The organism is Corynebacterium sp. NML98-0116, assembly GCF_001767255.1.
Taxonomy (GTDB): Bacteria; Actinomycetota; Actinomycetes; order Mycobacteriales; family Mycobacteriaceae; genus Corynebacterium; species Corynebacterium pseudogenitalium.
The window spans coordinates 109,020-127,325 of the sequence record NZ_CP017639.1 but is presented as its reverse complement, the minus strand read 5'-3'; the positions used below and the strand labels follow the sequence as shown (position 1 = coordinate 127,325).

General features: G+C 58.3%; 16 protein-coding genes. 9 read left to right on the top strand and 7 right to left on the bottom strand.

The window, feature by feature from the left end; genetic code table 11:
- Window position 1: 1 nt before the first annotated feature.
- On the top strand, window positions 2–421 hold the full coding sequence (locus tag BJP05_RS00490) for a YbaN family protein (protein WP_070361696.1): 420 nt from the start codon (window positions 2–4) through the stop codon (window positions 419–421).
- Here BJP05_RS00490 and BJP05_RS00485 read toward each other — a convergent pair.
- Together BJP05_RS00485 and BJP05_RS00480 are read right to left on the bottom strand one after the other, a co-directional pair.
- Window positions 402–2,153 carry a hypothetical protein gene (locus BJP05_RS00485; protein WP_070361695.1) on the bottom strand — a complete coding sequence of 584 codons (1,752 nt, stop codon included), beginning with the start codon at window positions 2,151–2,153 and terminating at the stop codon, window positions 402–404. The two genes, BJP05_RS00490 and BJP05_RS00485, sit on opposite strands and share 20 nt — an antisense overlap.
- A gap of 11 nt (window positions 2,154–2,164) precedes the next feature.
- Window positions 2,165–2,905: a DUF3558 family protein gene (locus BJP05_RS00480; protein ID WP_145945214.1), complete on the bottom strand. Its 741-nt coding sequence runs from the start codon at window positions 2,903–2,905 to the stop codon at window positions 2,165–2,167.
- A gap of 34 nt (window positions 2,906–2,939) precedes the next feature.
- Here BJP05_RS00480 and panB point away from each other — a divergent pair, with 34 nt between their 5' ends.
- From panB to BJP05_RS00455, 5 genes are all read left to right on the top strand, one after another.
- Complete coding sequence (gene panB, locus BJP05_RS00475; protein ID WP_070361693.1) at window positions 2,940–3,743, top strand: 3-methyl-2-oxobutanoate hydroxymethyltransferase; 804 nt, start codon at window positions 2,940–2,942, stop codon at window positions 3,741–3,743.
- 11 nt (window positions 3,744–3,754) lie between these two features.
- Window positions 3,755–4,579, top strand: coding sequence for a pantoate--beta-alanine ligase (panC, locus tag BJP05_RS00470; protein WP_070361692.1), 825 nt, complete (start codon window positions 3,755–3,757; stop codon window positions 4,577–4,579).
- A gap of 1,407 nt (window positions 4,580–5,986) precedes the next feature.
- On the top strand, window positions 5,987–6,334 hold the full coding sequence (locus BJP05_RS00465) for a hypothetical protein (RefSeq protein ID WP_070361691.1): 348 nt from the start codon (window positions 5,987–5,989) through the stop codon (window positions 6,332–6,334).
- Between the two features lie 679 nt (window positions 6,335–7,013).
- Window positions 7,014–8,684 (top strand): ATP-dependent endonuclease, encoded by a 1,671-nt coding sequence (locus BJP05_RS00460; RefSeq protein WP_070361690.1) that lies wholly within the window; start codon window positions 7,014–7,016, stop codon window positions 8,682–8,684.
- A 349-nt stretch (window positions 8,685–9,033) separates the two neighbouring features.
- Complete coding sequence (locus tag BJP05_RS00455; protein ID WP_070361689.1) at window positions 9,034–9,399, top strand: FGGY-family carbohydrate kinase; 366 nt, start codon at window positions 9,034–9,036, stop codon at window positions 9,397–9,399.
- 252 nt (window positions 9,400–9,651) lie between these two features.
- Here BJP05_RS00455 and BJP05_RS00450 read toward each other — a convergent pair whose 3' ends face one another.
- On the bottom strand, window positions 9,652–10,464 hold the full coding sequence (locus BJP05_RS00450) for a hypothetical protein (protein ID WP_240492767.1): 813 nt from the start codon (window positions 10,462–10,464) through the stop codon (window positions 9,652–9,654).
- 329 nt (window positions 10,465–10,793) lie between these two features.
- Here BJP05_RS00450 and BJP05_RS11510 point away from each other — a divergent pair, with 329 nt between their 5' ends.
- The gene (locus tag BJP05_RS11510; protein WP_256005726.1) at window positions 10,794–10,925 is read left to right on the top strand and encodes a hypothetical protein; all 132 of its coding nucleotides are present in this window, start codon (window positions 10,794–10,796) and stop codon (window positions 10,923–10,925) included.
- Between the two features lie 125 nt (window positions 10,926–11,050).
- Window positions 11,051–12,769, top strand: a complete 1,719-nt coding sequence (locus tag BJP05_RS00445; RefSeq protein WP_070361688.1) for a DUF5635 domain-containing protein — start codon at window positions 11,051–11,053, stop codon at window positions 12,767–12,769.
- A gap of 169 nt (window positions 12,770–12,938) precedes the next feature.
- Here BJP05_RS00445 and BJP05_RS00440 read toward each other — a convergent pair whose 3' ends face one another.
- A complete protein-coding gene (locus BJP05_RS00440; protein WP_240492766.1) occupies window positions 12,939–13,736 on the bottom strand; it encodes a hypothetical protein in 798 nt (265 codons plus the stop codon).
- A 129-nt stretch (window positions 13,737–13,865) separates the two neighbouring features.
- On the bottom strand, window positions 13,866–14,822 hold the full coding sequence (locus BJP05_RS00435; protein WP_070361687.1) for a diaminopimelate dehydrogenase: 957 nt from the start codon (window positions 14,820–14,822) through the stop codon (window positions 13,866–13,868).
- Between the two features lie 531 nt (window positions 14,823–15,353).
- On the opposite strand from BJP05_RS00435, the gene BJP05_RS00430 reads away from it, so the two are divergent.
- Window positions 15,354–17,087 carry an ATP-binding protein gene (locus BJP05_RS00430; RefSeq protein WP_070361686.1) on the top strand — a complete coding sequence of 578 codons (1,734 nt, stop codon included), beginning with the start codon at window positions 15,354–15,356 and terminating at the stop codon, window positions 17,085–17,087.
- A gap of 221 nt (window positions 17,088–17,308) precedes the next feature.
- On the opposite strand, the gene BJP05_RS00425 is transcribed toward BJP05_RS00430, so the two are convergent.
- Both BJP05_RS00425 and BJP05_RS00420 read right to left on the bottom strand, forming a co-directional pair.
- Entirely contained in the window at window positions 17,309–17,893 is a 585-nt protein-coding gene (locus BJP05_RS00425; protein WP_070361685.1) for a PIN domain-containing protein, read from the bottom strand.
- A complete protein-coding gene (locus BJP05_RS00420) occupies window positions 17,890–18,300 on the bottom strand; it encodes a helix-turn-helix domain-containing protein (protein ID WP_070361684.1) in 411 nt (136 codons plus the stop codon). Before BJP05_RS00420 ends, BJP05_RS00425 begins: the two co-directional genes overlap by 4 nt.
- Between the last annotated feature and the right edge of the window lie 6 nt (window positions 18,301–18,306).

Below are 18,306 nucleotides of genomic sequence, written 5' to 3'. Positions count from 1 at the left end.
GATGCGGTACGTGTACATGATTGTGGGGCTGGTGGCGCTGAGCCTGGGCGCGGTCGGCGCGTGGGTGCCGATCCTGCCCACGACACCGTTTCTACTGCTTGCGCTGGTGTGCTTTACGAGGAGCTCGCCAAGATTGGAGCGCTACCTGCTGCGCCACGACACGTTCGGACCGTTCATTATTGACTACTACTCAGGACAGCTGACGCGCGCGCAGAAGCTGCGGATTCTAGGGCTGCTGTGGTTGGGGATGGGCGCCTCCATATGGGTGGTGATTGCGGTGGTTGGGCTGTGGCCGGTGGCGTTGCTGCTCGCCGCGATCGGCACCGCAGTGAGCGCGCACATCTGGCGGCTGCGGCCACGCCCCGAGCGCGCCACCGAACTACGCCAGCGCGCTGGACTGCCTACCGACCACGCACGTTGAAGCCGATGACGCCGGGGTTGACCAAGGGGGCGTCGCCAAGCAGGGCGTGGATGTTGCCTTCCCTCTCGACAGCGCTGGTGACCGCCTTCGGGCGCTGCTTCTTGTCATCCTTGCCGCGGCCCTGCGACATGGGCGCGCCCATGAAGCCACCACGCTGCCCCTGTTGACCTGCTGCGTTGCCGGTGGAGGAGCCTGCGGCGCTCGCTGCACTGGTCTGGCCGCCGAAGCCACCTGCGGACCCGGCACCCGGCCGGGCGCCGAAGCCTCCCGCACCACCGCCAGCAAGCCCAGCGTTGGAGCCGAAGCCTGCGCCCGAGGCTGCGCTTGCGGGTGAGCCTGCACCTGCGCCTGCCGGCGAGCCGAAGCCTGCTGATGAGCCGAAGCCTGGCGCCTGCTGGTGCAACGACCCGGCGCGATGGCGGCCACCACCGCCTGCGCCGCCCATTGGCATGCCACCGAATGCGCCTTGGCCTGCGCCTACGCCGGAGCCTGCTGCGGAGGCGGCGCCGGTCGTCGCACCGCTGAGCCCGCCTGCACCGGAGGCGAGACCGCCGTGGAGGCCAGCGCCCGGCGCGACATTCGCTGCTGGAGCGTTCAGCGCGCCTGGTGGAGGAAGCGTCGGGGCCTGCGCCGAGGCGACCTGGGTCGGGGTGGCGCCGGACGCGATGGCGTTGAGCATGTCCGGGTTCGGCTTCCCGAACTGCTGCAACACGTCCTGCGGACCACGCGCGTTCGCGAGATCCGTGTAGCCGTTGTTGGCAAAGATGCTGGCCAGTCCCGCTGGCATCGGTGCGTCCGCGAACTCGGGTGCTGTCGGCGCGGGTGGGCCGCTGATGGAGAAGTCGGAACCGGTGACATCGGTGAGATCCGGAAGCAGTTTGACGAAGGTCGGGTTCGTCGCAGGCAGGTACGAGTTCACGTACATCGGGTAGGAACTGACGAAGGCCTCCTTCACAGCCTTCACCGCGGCCGGGGAGACGGCCTCAGCTGCTATCGCCGCAGCCTGAGCTGCCGCCGCCATAAGTTGCGACGACGACGCCAACGCCGCCAACCCCGTGTTATTCCCCGCAAGCGCCGCCGAGTTGGCTGCGTACTCGGACCCCGCTGCCTGAATCAGCTGGAGACGCGCAATCGCCTGGGCGACGAACTCGGTCTCCGCCGAAGATTCGAGCGACGCAATGGCCGGGGCGATGGCCTCCACCATCTCGTAAATACGCTGCGCATTCGACGTCCAATTCGACGCCAACCCCGACGGAATCGCTGTGTTCGTGGTCAGGATGTTGCTCACCAGCGACTCGAAGCTCCCATCCGTCGACGCATACACCGAACTGTTATTGAACGGCTGCGTCTTGTAACTCTTCGCAACAGCCGCCGCCGACGACATCCCAAGATTGGAACCCAAACCACTCAACCCAGGCGTTCCACTAAGCCCGACCGCGTTCACAATGCCCGCAATCGAATCGTCCGCCATCACCGTATTGTCCAGGCAGACCTTCAACACCTTTGCCGACGACTTCACATTCCCCGTGAACGCGTCCGTCGCAAGTGGAGCGTGCTCCGAGTAAATCGCCCCGTGCTTCTCCCCTGCCTCGCGGAGGCCGGAGACGGCGGAGAAGGTGAAGGCTGACGCCATGCCGAACACACCCGACGTGGCGTTGCCTTCCTTTCCTAAAGCAAGCAAGTCAGCAATCGCCTTGTTAACGTCTTCTACCTCAATATTTATAAGAACCATGTTCCCCCCAATTATTTCTTGTTGTTCAAGTACAGAGCTTCAAGTTTTTCAACAGCCGCTGGGCAAAGAATGTCGAAGCCATCTTCATCACTTGGCGTTTGAACGAAAACCCCAATGCCCCCGTTAACCGTGTCTACTTGTGCAACACAAGGATTACTAGCAGTTACGAGATCGCCATTGTTATAAACGTAAAGGCTCGGCAAGTCATTTGATGAATAGCTTGAAGAGATCGTTCTAATCTCTTCTGTCATTTTTCGGTTGGCGTCAACATTGGCGAGTCCGATTACCCAGTTAGTTCGATCATCTTTAAACATGCAAGCTGAAATACCGGGTGGAGCGTCCATCTCCCCGTCCGTGCTCCGCTTGATTTCGCCGGTGAAGCCCGCGCGGCGGAATTCGTCCTCGGTGATGTCGTTGCAGGGATCGAAGTAGTCCTCGGGTGCGAGGGTGAATGGGTCGAAGTCGCCGATGGGGACGGAGCCGGATTCGAAGACGAAGGCTTTCTGACCCGCAGAGTCCGAGGAGCCAGCAGAATCCGCAGGAGGGGCGTTGGTTGGGGCGGAGGGGGCGTCGATAAGGGTGGTGCTGGAGCAGCCAGCGAGCAGTGTGGCGGCGAGTAGTGGTGCCAATGTGTAGGTGCGCAAAGTGTCCCCCCGTTTTGAAAGTGTTTCTACACAACCTAGTGCATTTCGCGCGATTGTAAAGGGTTTTGTGTACACCATGGTGGACATCCGGTTTTCAATAACCGCCAACAAACCGCCACGCGCCGTCCTAATATAAGGCGGTATGAAACGCCTTCGTACTCGTTACTTCGCCCAGGCCAAGGCTGAGGGTCGCAAATTTACGGCCCTGACCAGCTACGACACCATGACCGCCCAACTCTTCGACGAGGCCGGGATCGACTTCCTGCTCGTCGGAGATTCGGCGGCCAACGTGGTGCTTGGCCACACCACTACCCTGCCGATCACGCTCGACGAGATGATCGCGTTCGCCTCGGCCGTGGTGCGCTCGACGCAGCGTACGTTTGTGGTGGTTGACCTGCCGTTCGGCACGTATGAGGAGTCGCCGGCGCAGGCGCTCGCCGCGGCGGTCCGCGTGATGAAGGAGACTGGAGCGCAGGCAGTGAAGCTGGAGGGCGGCGTCGAGGTGGCGCCGACGATCAAAACGCTTGTCGACGCCGGCATTCCCGTCTGCGCCCACATAGGGTTCACGCCGCAGTCCGAGCACGCACTCGGCGGCTACGTGGTACAGGGTCGCGGTGACGCAGCCCAGCAGGTGCTTGAGGACGCCACCGCCGTCGCAAACGCGGGTGCTTTCGCGGTCGTGCTGGAGATGGTGCCCTCCGAAATCGCAACGCGGGTGACCCAGGAGGTTCCGATCCCGACTATCGGCATCGGCGCAGGCAACGGCACCGATGGGCAAATCCTGGTGTGGCAGGACGCGTTCGGGTTCCGCGCCGGCGGAAAAACGCCGCGGTTTGTGCGTCAGTACGCGGACCTGGGAACACAGCTGCTGGAGGGGGCGCGGAGGTACCGGGAGGACGTCGAAAAGGGAGACTTCCCTGCTGCTGCCGAATCGTTCGAGGACTAGGAAAGGGCATCATGCGAGTCATTACCACTGTTGAAGAGCTCCGCGCGGTACGAGCGGAGGCGAACGGGACCGTCGGACTGGTACCGACGATGGGCGCACTGCACTCCGGGCACGGCACGCTCATCGAACGTGCTCGGCGAGAGGTCGATACGCTTATTACCAGCGTGTTCCTCAACCCGCTACAGTTCGACAACCTCGGCGACTGCGACGACTACCGCAACTACCCACGCGATATTGAGGCGGACTCAACGTTTTGCGAAAGCCTCGGCGTGGACATCGTGTTCGCGCCCAGCGTTGAGGAGATGTACCCCGGCGGGATTCCACAGATCTGGGTCCGCACCGGCGAGATGGGCACCGTCCTGGAGGGCGCGTCGCGGCCTGGGCACTTCGACGGCGTAGCGACCGTCGTGAACAAGCTGTTCAACCTAGCCAAACCGGACGTCGCCTACTTCGGACAGAAGGACGCGCAGCAGGTCGCGGTGCTACGCCGGATGGTTCGCGACCTGAACCACGACGTGGAGATCCGCACCCTGCCCATCGCGCGCGCCGAGGACGGCCTGGCGCAGTCCTCGCGGAATGTGCGCCTCTCCGAGGCGGGACGCTCGCAGGCACTGGCGCTGTCACGTTCGCTGCGGACGCTGCAGGAACAGGTCGGCGCGGGCGCGCTCGACGTGGACGCCGTGCGTGCGGAGCTTGCCGCTTCGGAGGGCGTGACGTTGGACTACCTGGTGGTCGTTGATCCAGATACGCTGCAGCCGACGTCCGGTCCTGGCCTGGCGCTGGTTGCGGCGACGGTGGACGGCGTGCGGCTCATCGATAACGCGCTGTTGGGGTAGGCCGGGGCGCTGCGGCGGCGGAGGCTGCGGGGTTTCGGGGGCGGAAGGTGTGGTGAAAAGCTTGCTCGGGATTTTGTGAACAGAATTGCACCTGGCTTCGCGCCCGGGCAGCAGTCTTGACAAATGATGACGGGCGAAAAGCCGTGCGAGGCATCTTTTGCTTTGATTCTATAGGTGCCGTTGCCTATGTCTCTCAAAGTGTTGATGGTGGTTTTGATAGCAGTTTCGCTCGCATAAGGCAGTAAAACTCAAAACATAAATCAAAATCACCCTCAAAACCCACAGCACATTCTCCCCTGCATCCACACCCAGCCGACCAGCACGTTTGGCATGACTTCCGCCGCCGCGCGCGGTAATCGACCTTACAATTTTCGACGTCCACCCCTGGCCGCACGGCGGCAACATACTGAATCGTGTCATTGGCAGCGCAGGCGTGCTCGGCGCGGTCGCGCTGCCAGCACTCAAGCCGATGCTGCCAGCCAACATCACAGCGATGCTGCCGTAACACCGCCACGGGGCACTCCGCCGCTTCACATCAAATGCGCGGGGCCTGATCTGCCAAAGTTTCTAGAATTTCAAGAAGCCTTTGCAGATCAGGCCCCTTTTTCAAAACGGCCAGCTGGTTAGACAGTGGGAGACCATTTGAGCGCGAACTAGCTACTCGAGGCACTGTTGGAAGCGTGTGCCCGCAAACCTTCGCCGTAGGTCCAAATCTCGCTTTGAATCTGGAGGCGACTTTGATACATCTTTAAATGACAGGCCACCCACCGACTTGCTGTCTGACACGGTCGTACCAGATTGCTTGAGTGTCAGCTCCATCGAGGAACAAGCGGAGAAGCGCTTCGCCCCATTCAAAGTCATGAAGAGCCCATGGCGTTGCACTCTCTCACACATTTTCAAGCATTTTTCCGAACCTCTCTGCAATCAGTCGCCAGGTGCCACCAGTGTCGAATTGGGCGATGTAATCGCCGGTTTCAATCACAGTGGTCGCTGGTAGCACGAACTGGGGTCAAGTCTTACCACTTGGTGGACAGCCGACCACACAAGAAGCAGAACTTAGAGGAATGCCAACCTTAACCAGCTCGGCCCATGTCTCGCAGAGTGTTGATGGTGATTTTGATTGATAACGGTTTCGCTCACGCAAAGAAAATAAAACTCAAAATCGCATTCAAGACCTGCAGGTCAAAGGTTCATCTCGCTCTGCGAGAGCGATTCTGTCCCGGACCTGACAGTCCGTGTGCGCGACGAGCTGTGGTCGATTACCAAGGTGGCGCAGTCGGTGGACGGCTCTCTGCTTACGGTGCGTGGGCTTGTCGGACTTCGTACGTGATTCTACCGCCAGCAGCTTCTACACCGCGATCGACGCAACCGAGGTGGTGAACCCGGCGAAGGTACAGGTTGCTCCGGATGACTCACCCGGCTACCGCCCGCCGCGCCTGTGGCTGGAGACTGGAGACCACGCTGCGCCAGAATCCGGTGACCAGGTATCAGGACGAGTTGTCGGTGACAAAGGACTTGCTGATGCATCTACTGGACTCACAGCTCGCTGCGGTGACGAATGCGATCTCGCAGGACAATTGGCGTCCGCGCGTGGTCGTCGCAGACGCGACGGGCCTGGGCAAGACGGTGGAGATCCGCATGATTGTGGCGGAGCTGATCCGGCGCGGTCGCGGTGAGCATATCCTGATGGTCATCCAAAACACATCATGGAACAGTTCCAACAGGAGATGTGGATCCGTTTTGCTACCCCGCTGATACGCCTTGACTCGGCGGGTATCCAGTGGATTAAGCAGAAGTTGCCGGGCAGCACTGTTGGAAAAGAACATTCTTCATTGAAACGTCGTGCTCTAAGTAGTAAAAGAATGACTGATAGCTAGTGAGGCGGTCGGTATTGAGCATTTGCAGAACCGAAATATCGAAACCAATGCCAACAAGCATCATAATGTTGTGTTGGCCGTTTGGCTCGAAAGCTTCATAATCTGACTTGTCGAAAACTAATTATTGCTAGTTCATGCTTCCCCTGTACCATCTTCTCTGGCTTTCCTTTCGGGAATCGTTAGCCTAACTCTGCCGAATCCCCTAAAACAATCTGGTGCGATTTAAGAGGATACCGGTGTGGGGAGTGTAGATTATTTGTGCTCAAATATAGGGGCGCCTTCTCCAGGTTTTCAAATCTCGACTCAGCGAAGTTACGGCAGGAGAATCATCTCTCCCGAATTTGGATATGAAGCCGTCGAAGTTCTATCCCCAGTTCATCAATCCGTCTCTTTAGCATTTCAATCTCCTTATCGCGCTCTTGAAGCTTTGCCTCAAACTCTTGCCGCAAATTCTCTCTAGGATTAGCAATCAAACGTCGGCCCATGTCTCAATCATATTTCCTTCTCGTGGTCTTTGAATGTGCGTGGGCAAAGGTTAGAAGCAAAAGGAAGGCTTTATGTTAGATTATTCAGAACCAAAATTGCTTAATGCTCCTTATATCGATGAAATTCGTTTGGCGAGTGGTGAAGCTCTGGAATTTAAGCCAGGCGAAGTCGTTCTTTTGGTGGGTCCCAATAATGCTGGGAAATCTTATTTCCTGAAGGCGCTCGAGTTTCAATTAGCGGGCAAAGCCGATGTTTTGGATCAAAATCATTACGCCGACTCAATCGTGGAAAAAATAAAAATCAATTGGAAATACCAAGGGGAAGATGGTGTCGCCCAGCTGATAAAGCAGCTCAAAAAATACCGCAGCGGTTCAGATCGGTACTTTAGAGTGCCGGTTCGAGGACGACCTACACAGAGTCAGAGTTTTCTGACTGAGGGCGATGTGTATTCGGCGTTTGAAAGCGAGTCAAAGCTGTCCGAATTGACGAATGTCTTTGTCTCTTTTGACGATGTGAAGGACAGATTGGATGAAACAGAGCCGCAAGAGCAAAACTCGGCATACTGGGGCAAAACATTAGTCCAACAAGCTTGGGATGAACCGCCAGTATTTAATAGGATCGCGTCTGCATTCAGACGTATCTTTAACGAAGATCTGTCATTTTATAACCTTGGAGAGGGCAAGATAGGTCTGCTCTTAGCGCCACCATTCAACAAGGCCTCAAGTCTGATGGAGCCGATTGACACGAAGACGCGGGCTTATATGGAGACAAGACCGAAGCTGTGGGAGCAAGGGTATGGGATGCGCAGTGTAGTTGGTCTTCTTCTACGCATACACGCGAGTGATTCATCAATTGCCTTGTTGGATGAGCCAGAAGCATTTCTACACCCGCCTCAAGCCTCTGCGTTAGGCTCCATCTTGTCGGAGTTGACGAAATTTCACAACAGGCAAATATTTATTGCAACGCACGACCGTAACCTCATTGCTTCGCTAATTAGATCGACAGAGACTCCACTGACAATTCTCTCGCTGAGACGAGACAGGGGTAACCGCCTCCCGGTAATCAAGAAGCTCAACTCGGAGATTATCCGCTCAGCGCAACAAGCTAGCCAAGTGCGCTTTACTCCGTTTCTGGACAGTCTTTTCGCCGATCTCACGATTTTGGTCGAGAACGAAAGAGACGCCGTATTCTACGACGAGGCATTGAGAGCGTTTGCTGAGGCAAATACTGACTCGGACGTGCGGAACTTGCCAGACAGGGTCCTTTTTCTTGGCGCAGGTGGTGCATCTGGGATTCCTCCACTTGCAAAATCACTTCGAGAGGTGGGCGCAAAGGTCGCAATAATAACGGATTTCGACGTACACGCCCAGCGAGCTGTGTATTCCATGGTTAGTGCACTACACTCTGCGGAAGCGATTACGAATGTTCGTCCGACCATCGAGAAAGTGAGAGTGGCAAGTGTAAAACTATTTGGTAGTAAAAACGCTGCCAAGAATTGCGGTGCGGTTTCTCCTGATAAGGAATTCAATGAACTTGCGCAAGAAATGTTGAATGCTTTGGATGGTTTCGGCGTACATTTGGTTCGTGAAGGAGAGCTGGAGGATTTATTTCCGTCGATAGAAGGGCAGAAGAGCAAGCCAGAAAAGCTTAAGGAAGCGCTGCAGTCTGAGGCGTATCGGCGCCCAGCAGCCCAGCAGCTTATGAGCCGCTTAGTCAGCCACGTGTTCAATCAGGAAATTTAGGACGACGCGCAGGGTATTTTCTGTTTTGGTTTCACCCTAGTTAGATTCCTAACGTATAACTTCTTGAGTCTTTCTACGATGCCATGGGGGTCTTTCCCCGACGAAAAAGTACTGATCGATTGCGCCCTCCTCAAACAAATTAGAAAACATATCTTATCTCCTGTGGGGTTGCGCCCAGAGACGTTCTCGGGCACATCCCCGAATACCTTACAACCGGACCCCTACTGGTAAACCCAAGCGCCGCGCCAGCGATGAGCGCGTCGTCAGAAGCGGCATTGCCCTAATCCAAACTCACGATATCGGGCAGACAACCTATCAACCCAGGGGAGCGTAGACGGGCCAAGAAGCAGTGCTGGGATTTGATGTCGGTACCTCGAGTTCGAAGGCGGTACTCGTGGCGTCGGACGGCACCATGCTGGGGAGCGAGACTTGTGAGTACCCGGTCTCGCGCACTCCTGACGGGTTCGTGTCCATGGTGATTACCGGGCTGCGGCCGCATCATACCCGTCGCCACATGTACCGAGCGGTGCTTGAGGGAACCGCGCTGGCTGTGCGTCACAACATCGAGTTGATAGAGCAGTCTGGTCTGCGCATAGAACGCATTGCTGGCGCCGACGGCGGCTTGAGAGCAAATTTGTGGCCGCAGATTGTCACCGACGTGACGGGGCGGGTGCAGACGCGCCGGAAGCATCACCAACGGGGCGTCGCTAGGTAATGCGTTCATGGTGCCTCAAGCGATTGAGAGGGCGGAGAGCCTCGACGAGTTGAACCCCGTGAAGGAGTTCATACCTTCCACGGGCTTCGACTACGACGCACTGAATGAGGAATCATAGCGCTGTACCCGAGCACGTCAGGTATTAGGCGCAACCTGGCGTCATGGGCGTAGAGGGCTACTACGGGGTGGGATGCCTCTCCAGAATGCTGCGCCCGTTGTAGAAACGGCGAAAGAAGTGGCGAAGCGAAGTACCTATCGTCTACCCCTGCGTATCCGTGGATCCGCCTTCAGTATCCTAGGAATTGGGTCGGATGCCGTGTAATTGTTCAGGACGTCGCTATCCAAATGCTTGAGCAGAATGAGCAGGCCATCGCGAGATTTTGCACAATTGATGTCGATGAGTGGCTCTTGATGTCCAATTCTGTTCCGAAGTAGAACAACGCGGTTCATGATTCGGCTGACGTCGTCCGGATCAATTCGGTCAGTATCGGGAAGCGCGGAAAAGGCTTCGCACGTAATCTTTTGGTAGATTGCTTTGCGAAATTCATAGGTGACTTTATCGGGGTAGTACTGGACGGACCCATCTGGCGCTTTGATTGGTTCACGGTAAAAGAAATATTCTTTCCACTGGGATAAGGTGACCTGGGAGATCACATCATCTTTCGTGATTGGCTGTCCTTTTCGCGGATGATCTCCCCCGGTTAGACCGGTTCCCTCGTCTCGGATTTGCTTGGCTTTTATAGCTTTGTTTAACGCCGGATCAGAGATGCTCGCGCTCACCTTTGATAATGGTTCCTGGACGTTTTGACGTGGTTGCAAAATCCAATCTGGGTTGCTTCGTGGGTTATTTTGAACACTCCAAATTTCGGCCTGTTCACAGATCTTATTCCGCAAAACCACCTCAACAAGAGCAACTAAGTTCCACAAAGCGGCCGAGATTTCGGCGTCCCATTTGTAAAGCTTGATTGCTCGACCGGCATGGTCACCCATTTGTGACAGGTATTTCTCCATACGCTGCATACCGAGCGCCCGTACGACTCGCTTATCTTGCTCGGAACCATGCATTTCTATGTGTTGCCTCCCGCCGAATCCCCCTGTGAGGTAACACTGTAACACGGTCAATCGACGCATAGCGCTTGATGTATTTTCCAGTGTGAACTAGCATCACACACGAGAGGGTACAAGAAGGCGGTAATCGCCTCCTATGTATTCCGGATGGGAAGGGATCACGTCCGAATACCGGCTAGTGCCGAAGCATCGGACGGGGTCCCTTCATTTTTAGCTTGAGGGACATTTTGTGTTTCTTTGGCCCAAGCAGCTCGTGCGGCCTTCTCGCCAACGCGTCCGAAGTCCTATTGCCGGGCAAGCTCTTCTGGGGGCTTAAGTCCTCGAAGATGACGCAGTCCGAACGCGCTGCGACATTCTGGACACCGGTTGCACTGCTGATCGCGGGTGTGCTCGGCGCTGTCGCGCTGCCAGCGCTCAAGCCAATGCTGCCAGCCAACATCGCAGCAATGCTGCCGTAACACCATCACGGCCCCTGCCACCCTAACCGAATACAGCTGCCTAATCGTCCAAGGTTTCCCCGAAACGCAGAAACCTTGGTAGATTAGACATAGTTATTCAAACAATCGCAGGTCGGAGGGTTCGTATGCAGCCCGGCTTTCACCCCCTGCGGCAAGATTTGGCTGAACAAGTCGACGCAATTCTGGCGACGGCAGCAGGTGGACGCGTCCATAGGACGACTGAAACCCAGGATGTCGACTTCAAGGAAGAAGCCGGACGTCGCAACGGGCCTGAGATCGAACCGGGCGCACCCCGGAACCCGATGGCGGCCACCAAACTCGCTGACGAAGTTGCCTGCATGGCCAACACCCCCGGCGGTGGTGCGCTCATCGTCGGTGTCGAAGACAAAACGGGGCGCATTATTGGGACGGAGTTGGACGTCGATTGGCTGCGGCAAGAAATTTACCAGCGTGTGCAGGTTGCCCCTTCCATCGAAGAACGAGTAGTTGAAGGGCAGCGGCTGTTGATCCTCTTTGTGGCAGCGTCCCAGCAACCAGTCCCCAACACGAGTGATCAGCTGCGCTGGCGCATTGGCGACTCGTGCAAGCCGGTGGACCTTTCCGAATGGTGGGAGTACCAGCGCTCACAAATGAATATCGACCCGATGGCACAGGCCTCCGACCTGGGAGTTGAGGACGTCCGGCCGCGTGCGCTTGAGATTGTTCGGCGTCAACAAGAAGCCTTCCGCGAGCTCACCGACGAGGAACTATTACGTGGACTCGGGGCACTCGACGCGAACAACAACCTCACCCAAGCAGGCGTCACGCTCTTCGCCGCTGCCCCGCGCGCGGTACTCGAGCTCACAATTTTCGACGTCCACGGCGGCAACGTGCTGAATCGTGTCAGTGGCAACGCGGGGACGTCGGCACTTGAACAACTTGAGGATATCGAGCGAGCGCTGCGCATCGTGAACAAGAACAACACGATCGTGTCCGGGTTCGTGCACCAACCGATTCCACAGATTCCGCACAGCGCCGTACGTGAAGCCCTGCTCAACGCGATGATTCACCGCGACTGGAACCGACAAGAACCAGTCGACGTCCGCTGGATCGAACTCGACAGCACCCTCATCGTGCGCAGCCCCGGCCCATTCATGCCCGCCATCTCTGCGGCAAACGTGCTCAGCAACCGGGAAGCCCGCTACCCCGCCCTTGCCGACCTCTACCGCGCAATCGGCCTCGTGGACAAGCAGGGCGTCGGCGTTGACCGCATGTACCAATCCATGATCACGCTCGGCCACCGGTCTCCGGAGATCATCGAGGTTCCAGGACCATACATCGAAACGACGCTCGTGGGCGGCCAGCCTGAGCTGCCCGTGCTGGACCTCGTTTCACGCATCGTGCCGACGCCCCGCCAGCGCGACACACGCATCGCCATCATCCTGTACCTCCTGTTCAACCACCCTTTCATCACCCGCCGAAGCGTTGCCGAAGCACTACAGTCCACGGAGGAAGCCGCCGAACTGGCCCTGACCGCGGCGCACCAAACGACGGTCAATGGCGAACCGCTGATCCGCAAGCATGGGGACGCGTGGCTCCTCAACGAGACAAGCCGTGCCGTACTCCGCGACCACGAATCCCCCACCTCGAAGCCCGCCTGGTACCTCGGCACCGACCCGGAAAACGCACGCAACGTTGTGCTGCAATGGCTCTCCGTATTCGGCGAAATCCGGACCGCGGACCTCGTCGAACTTTGCGACATCTCCCGTTCCACGGCCACCAACCTCATCAGCGGGTGGGAAGACGACGGCCTACTCGTCGCCGTGGGCGGAGGGCGCTCCCGCAGGTACCGCAAGGGTGAGTAGTAGTGGTGCGGGTTTCGGGGTTCCGGGGTGGAAGGTGTGTTGCCAAGTTTGCTCGGGATTTTGTGAACAGAATTGCGCCTGCCCCTAATCTCCCAAGGTTTTCCTGAAACGTCGAAACCTTGGACGATTAGCCCCCTCTATTCTCGTAATGGCTGGTCAGGACCTCGCCTTACCACGGCACCGACGAGCCCGCCGGGACCTCCCAATGCTTCGGAACCAGGTTCCTGATCTCGTTCGGCGTCTGCGGCGGCAACATATCAACAACTCGTCGGCCACCGCTCGGCCCCGGCATCACCGAGGTATCGACGGCACGCTGCGCATCGACCGTGTTCGCATGCACATCACCGTACGTGAGCACCGCGACCGCGAACCCGGCACCGTAACTAACCGTCGCGGTGGAGCTGCGCCGGTCGTCGGCCCAGCCGAACTTCGTGCCCTGCACACCGGGCAGTCTCGAGGTGCCGTAGTTCTGCGGGAAGCCATCCGCGGCGACGGGTGCCGCGTGCGCCATGCCACGCAGCAGTGGCGCAGCTACCGGATCGTGCCTGATGGCCTGCACAAACCTCGCGACGTCCACCGCCGACGTACTCGCCAATCCCCAATTGCCACGCCGTTGAGTGGCACTCAGTTTGAAGTCGCGCGCGATCGCATCAATGGCCTGCGGGTACGCCGCATCGAGAACGCTCGCGATGCCATCGCTCGAGGTGCGCACCATCTCCTCCACCATCGCCTTATGCCGCGGCGCCCCGTGGTACAGCACCCAATAGCCCAGGTAGAGCTTGCTCAGGCTCAGCGCCGGCCGCGCCTCCCACCCATTTCTCGACGCCTCCACTCCCCCACCCGCATGCACCACAGCAACTGCGGATCGGGGCGAAGCGGCGTCGCCACGCACGGAGATCGCCGAAGCACTCGGCGCTACAAGAACTGCGAGCACGAACGCGATAAACAGGGCAATGAACTTCTTCACAGGGGCCTCCTGAAAATGCCACTTCCAGGAAGTGTAGCCAGAAGAGTCAGAAAAATGTGAACAGATCTGCATGTGCAAATCTGTTCACAAAATCTCTAAGGGCCTTTTGCGGCACCTTCTACCCGTGAGTTAGACGTCGCGGGCGATCAGGTCGTCGAGAGCGACCGGGGAGAGCAGGTACGGCGGGACCTCCAACACCGTGAACGCGCCCGACTTGCCATCCTCCGCGAGGCGGGCAGCCGCGCGCGCGTACGCGACGGCGACGGCGCCGGTGAAGTCGGGGTTGCTGGAGAGTTCCAGGGTGTACTCGACAAGCTGGTGGTTCTCGCCGACGCCACCAGTGGTGATCACGTGACCGCCGTGCGGCATGCCGGAATGCTCGCGGACGAAGGTGGCGTCGTCAATAAAGTTGACCTCTACCTCGTAGCCGACGAAGTAGTCCGGCATCGTGCGGATGGTGTGCTCGATGGCGGCGGTGTCGGCGCCATCCTCCGGCACGATGTAAACGACGCGCTTGTGGGCGGACTTGCCGTCGAGACCCTCGGTCTCGCCGCGGCGCGCGCGATCCAACGCATCCGGCGCTGGGATCGTGTACTGCACACCCTTCGCGACGCCCTCAATCCTGCGCACCGCATCCGAGTGACCCTGCGACAAGCCCGGGCCCCAGAACGTGTGCTGCTGCGCATTCGGCAGAATTGCCTCCGCCATCGCGCGGTTCAACGAGAACATGCCCGGGTCCCAACCAGTGGAAACGATGGACACCGTGTTGTGCTCGCGCGCGACCTCGTCCATCGCCTTGCGATGACGTGGGATGTCACGGTGGTTATCGTAGGTGTCCACGGTAGGCACGTACTTCGCAAACTCCGGCGCCTGCTCCGGAATATCCGTCGCCGAACCCAGGCACAGAATCGCGACGTCAATCTCGTCCTTGTACTGGCCAAACTCCGCCACCGGCAACACGCGGGTGTCCGTGTCCAGCTTGCTGCGGCGCGAGAAGATCGCCGACAACTCCATATCCGGCTGCAGCTTCACCAGCTGCTCCACGCTCTTGCCCAAGTTTCCATAGCCGACAATGCCAACACGCATAATGCGCCTCCCTTTCCTCGTGGCCCTTTGGGCTCGTGGCTTCTGGGCTGTTTGCCCATAAATTACGGGCCTACTTTACTCGCACATCGGTTGTGAGGGAATGCGCACGACGGGTTGGTGGCAGGTTGGTGGCTTGTTGGTGGCTTGCTGGTGGCTTGGTCACAGGGAGCGAGTGCCAAAGGACGCAATTTCGGTTTTGGAAACGGCTGTTTTCCCAGGTCGTGAATTTTCGGGTGCGTCCTTTGGCACTGGCTCCGCTGGCGAAAGGGTTTCTAGCAATTAGCTGTGCACCAGAACCCGGGTTTTTGGCGGGGCTGGAGGGTAAAAGGCCAGGTCGCTGATTGCGCGAGGTGGAATTTGGTGCACCCGGCGCCCTCACACCGAAAGATATAGAAAGATATCGAAACAAATTGCTGACCTGCACAAATAACATTTCGGCGAGGCTTCCAGGCTCCCTATATCTTTCCGATATCTTTCAACTCCCAAAATTGGCTCCGAAAAGAATTACCTGGGGAATGTACAATCTGCCACATGGTCACGGAATCAGCTTGGGACGCGCTCCCCTCGTATGTTCGTTTAGCGCTGGAGGCGATTCATGATGGAGCGACGGCGGACTCGCAAGAGTCGCTGATTTTGGAATTCAAGGAGGATCCCACTGCTCGTGAGGGGAAGGGCGGGAGGGCGAAGCTCGTCGAGAAGCTGTTGAATGAGGCTATTTGTATGGCCAACAGCGAGGCGGCGACGGGGCACATTGTTGTCGGCGTTGCGGACCGGACTCCCGGCGCGGGCGCATTCACTGGCACTGAGCTGGGCGAGGAGGACATTGCCCGCAGAATCTTCAATGGCACGAAGCCGAACATGAATGTGCAGGTCACAGCGGTGTATGCGTGGGGTGCTCGGCTTGTAGTGATTCACGTGCCGGAAGCTCGTGCGCTGTACACGCGGGGTGATGGTGCGGCGAAAAGGCGGACGGCGGACTCGCAGTTCTCGTGCCAGCCGATGACAGAGGAGCTACGCCGAGCGATTGATGCCGCGCGGCGAGACCCTGACTATTCGAACGACCCAGCCGATATCACTGTCGATGACCTGCAACTTCCCGTCATCGAGGAGGCTCGGCGGATGCTGCGGGAGCATCGCCGCTCGCGGGGCTCAGACGCGGCAGTCCCGCAGACCACCACTGGCCTGCTTCGAGAGCTCGGGCTCATGCGTGACGACGGCCAACTCAAGCGCGCCGCCGAAATCCTCCTCGCCCAACCAAACCCGACAGACGTGGTGGTCCGCCACCTGTGGCGCAGCATCCCAGGGCAAGAACCGCAGGCCACGCTCATTTCAGACCCTCTGCTGCTGGCGTTGCCACGCCTGCGACGTCTGATTGCGGAAAATGGTGACCGCGAGATTGAGCGCGTGCAGTTTGCAGATGGTGAGGAAGTCGCCATCAGTAGGTTCCCGTCGCAGGCAGTCGACGAGGCCGTCTCGAACGCATTCATTCACCGCGACTGGCGCCTGCCCGGCCCAGTAGTGGTCGAGCAAACGAACCGCACGCTCAAGATCACTTCTCCGGGACCTCTCCCACCAGGCGTAACGGTTGATACATTGCTATCGACGCCCTCAGTGCCACGGAACAATCGACTCATGGCAGCGATGCGCACGCTCGGCCTCGCAGAGGAAAGCTCGCGCGGTTTCGACCGCATGTGGACCACCATGATCCGCACCGGCCGCAGCGCCCCGGAGGTAACCGCGACCGAGGCAAATGTGCAGGTGGTGCTAGCAGCGCAGCAGCCAGATACCAACTTCATCAAGGGCTTGCGGAAGCTTTCGGAGCGTTTCGGCGAGGAGGTCGTCGATAGTGTTGCGGCACTGATTGTGCTCTGGCACCTCAACTCCGCGCCGCTCATTACAGCAACAACGGCTGCACAGAAAACCCAGCTCACTACCCTTGAGGTACATGAGCTTATGGACGACCTCGTCGCCCGCGGCCTTCTCGACCCCGTCACCGACGCCGACGAGTGGACCCTCAGCGGTGAAGCCCGGAAACTCCTTAACCTGGGACAACCCGGCGACCTGGCCACCGTGAGCGTCCAGGAATGGATCGAGGCCAAACTCCACGACGGTGCCGCACTCCAATCCGCCGACATCGCCGACCAGACCGGTGTCAGCGTCGCCGAAGCAGGCCGGATCCTTCGACACTTGCGCAGCCTCGGGCGCGCGAAGATCGACCCGGATGGTCCTCCGCGAGGCCGCGGCACCCGTTGGATTCGGGCGTAGAAAGAGATAGAAAGATATCGAAACAATTCTCTGACCTGCACAAACGGCCAGAATTGCCACTTCTCGGCGCGTGATATCTTTCCGATATCTTTCAGAGCCTTAAAATGGTCCTAAAAAGAATTACCTGGGGTTTTACCTACCGGGGTGGAGGAGCGATTCTGAAACGTCCAGGTCGCAAACAGTCCACAATGGAATTTGCTGCACGGCACCGACCGTGCCCACTATCTTAAAACGTAATCAATAACCGTTGCGAAATTCGGACAGCCCGAGCGCTCTAGCATTACAGCAGTTATCGGCCGGTCCGCCGCTTTGATGCCCTTCACCTTCTCCCAATAAGCCTCGTTTTCCTGCGCCACCCTCTTACAAAGCCCTGGGAACGCCTCAAAAATGTGGCAAAAGAAATCATCCGGAGTCACCACGTCAAACAGAAACTGCTGTGAGCCAACATAGTCAACGAGTCCCCTGTCGCTGGTGACGACGTACTGGACGTTGCCAGCCACGGCAGCGCTGAGAACGTGATGATCATGAATGTCCGCGTACCCATACTTGCCAACAGCAAAACCGGAGATTTCCCATTCCGCCACCGCACCGCGAATTCGCTTGAAGCGTTTTGAAATAGCACCCTCGGGAGCGTGTGGGTTATTTCTGCGCAAATGATACTGAGCTTCGGCGATAATACCCTCGGTCCACACTGGAAAGAATGGTGGCTCGACATCTTTATCAGAGCCCAGGAAGAGAAGGAAGCACCAGTCGGTGAGAGTGCGCAAGTACCAGACGTTAGCGTCAAAAAGGACTGGAATACTCACAGGCCTTCGATCTCATTATCGAGCTCTCGAATCGCATCGAACTCGTGCCGTGCGCGCGCACGGCACCGCTGCAAGTATGCGACGACGTCTTCCCTGCGAAGCCGCGTGTGTGACCCGGCTTTGAAGTAATCGATTTCGCCTTCTCGAATCCGTTTCATCAGAGTCGGCCGAGAGATCCCGAGATACTCAGCGGCCTCAGTGGTGGTGAGTATCTCGGAGGGGCGGGAAAGCGCGACGCTCTCTCCGCGCGCGACCCTGGCCAAGATGGACTCGATAAATGAGGCTAATGCAGGTGGAAACGTACCGCGCACGGCATCATGAAACGTTTCGGGGTTAGCCACGACCTGGCTGGCCTGCTGCTCGACAGCTTGAGTGACCTCAATTGCCGGATTAGTTTTCGTTGTCACAGCGCT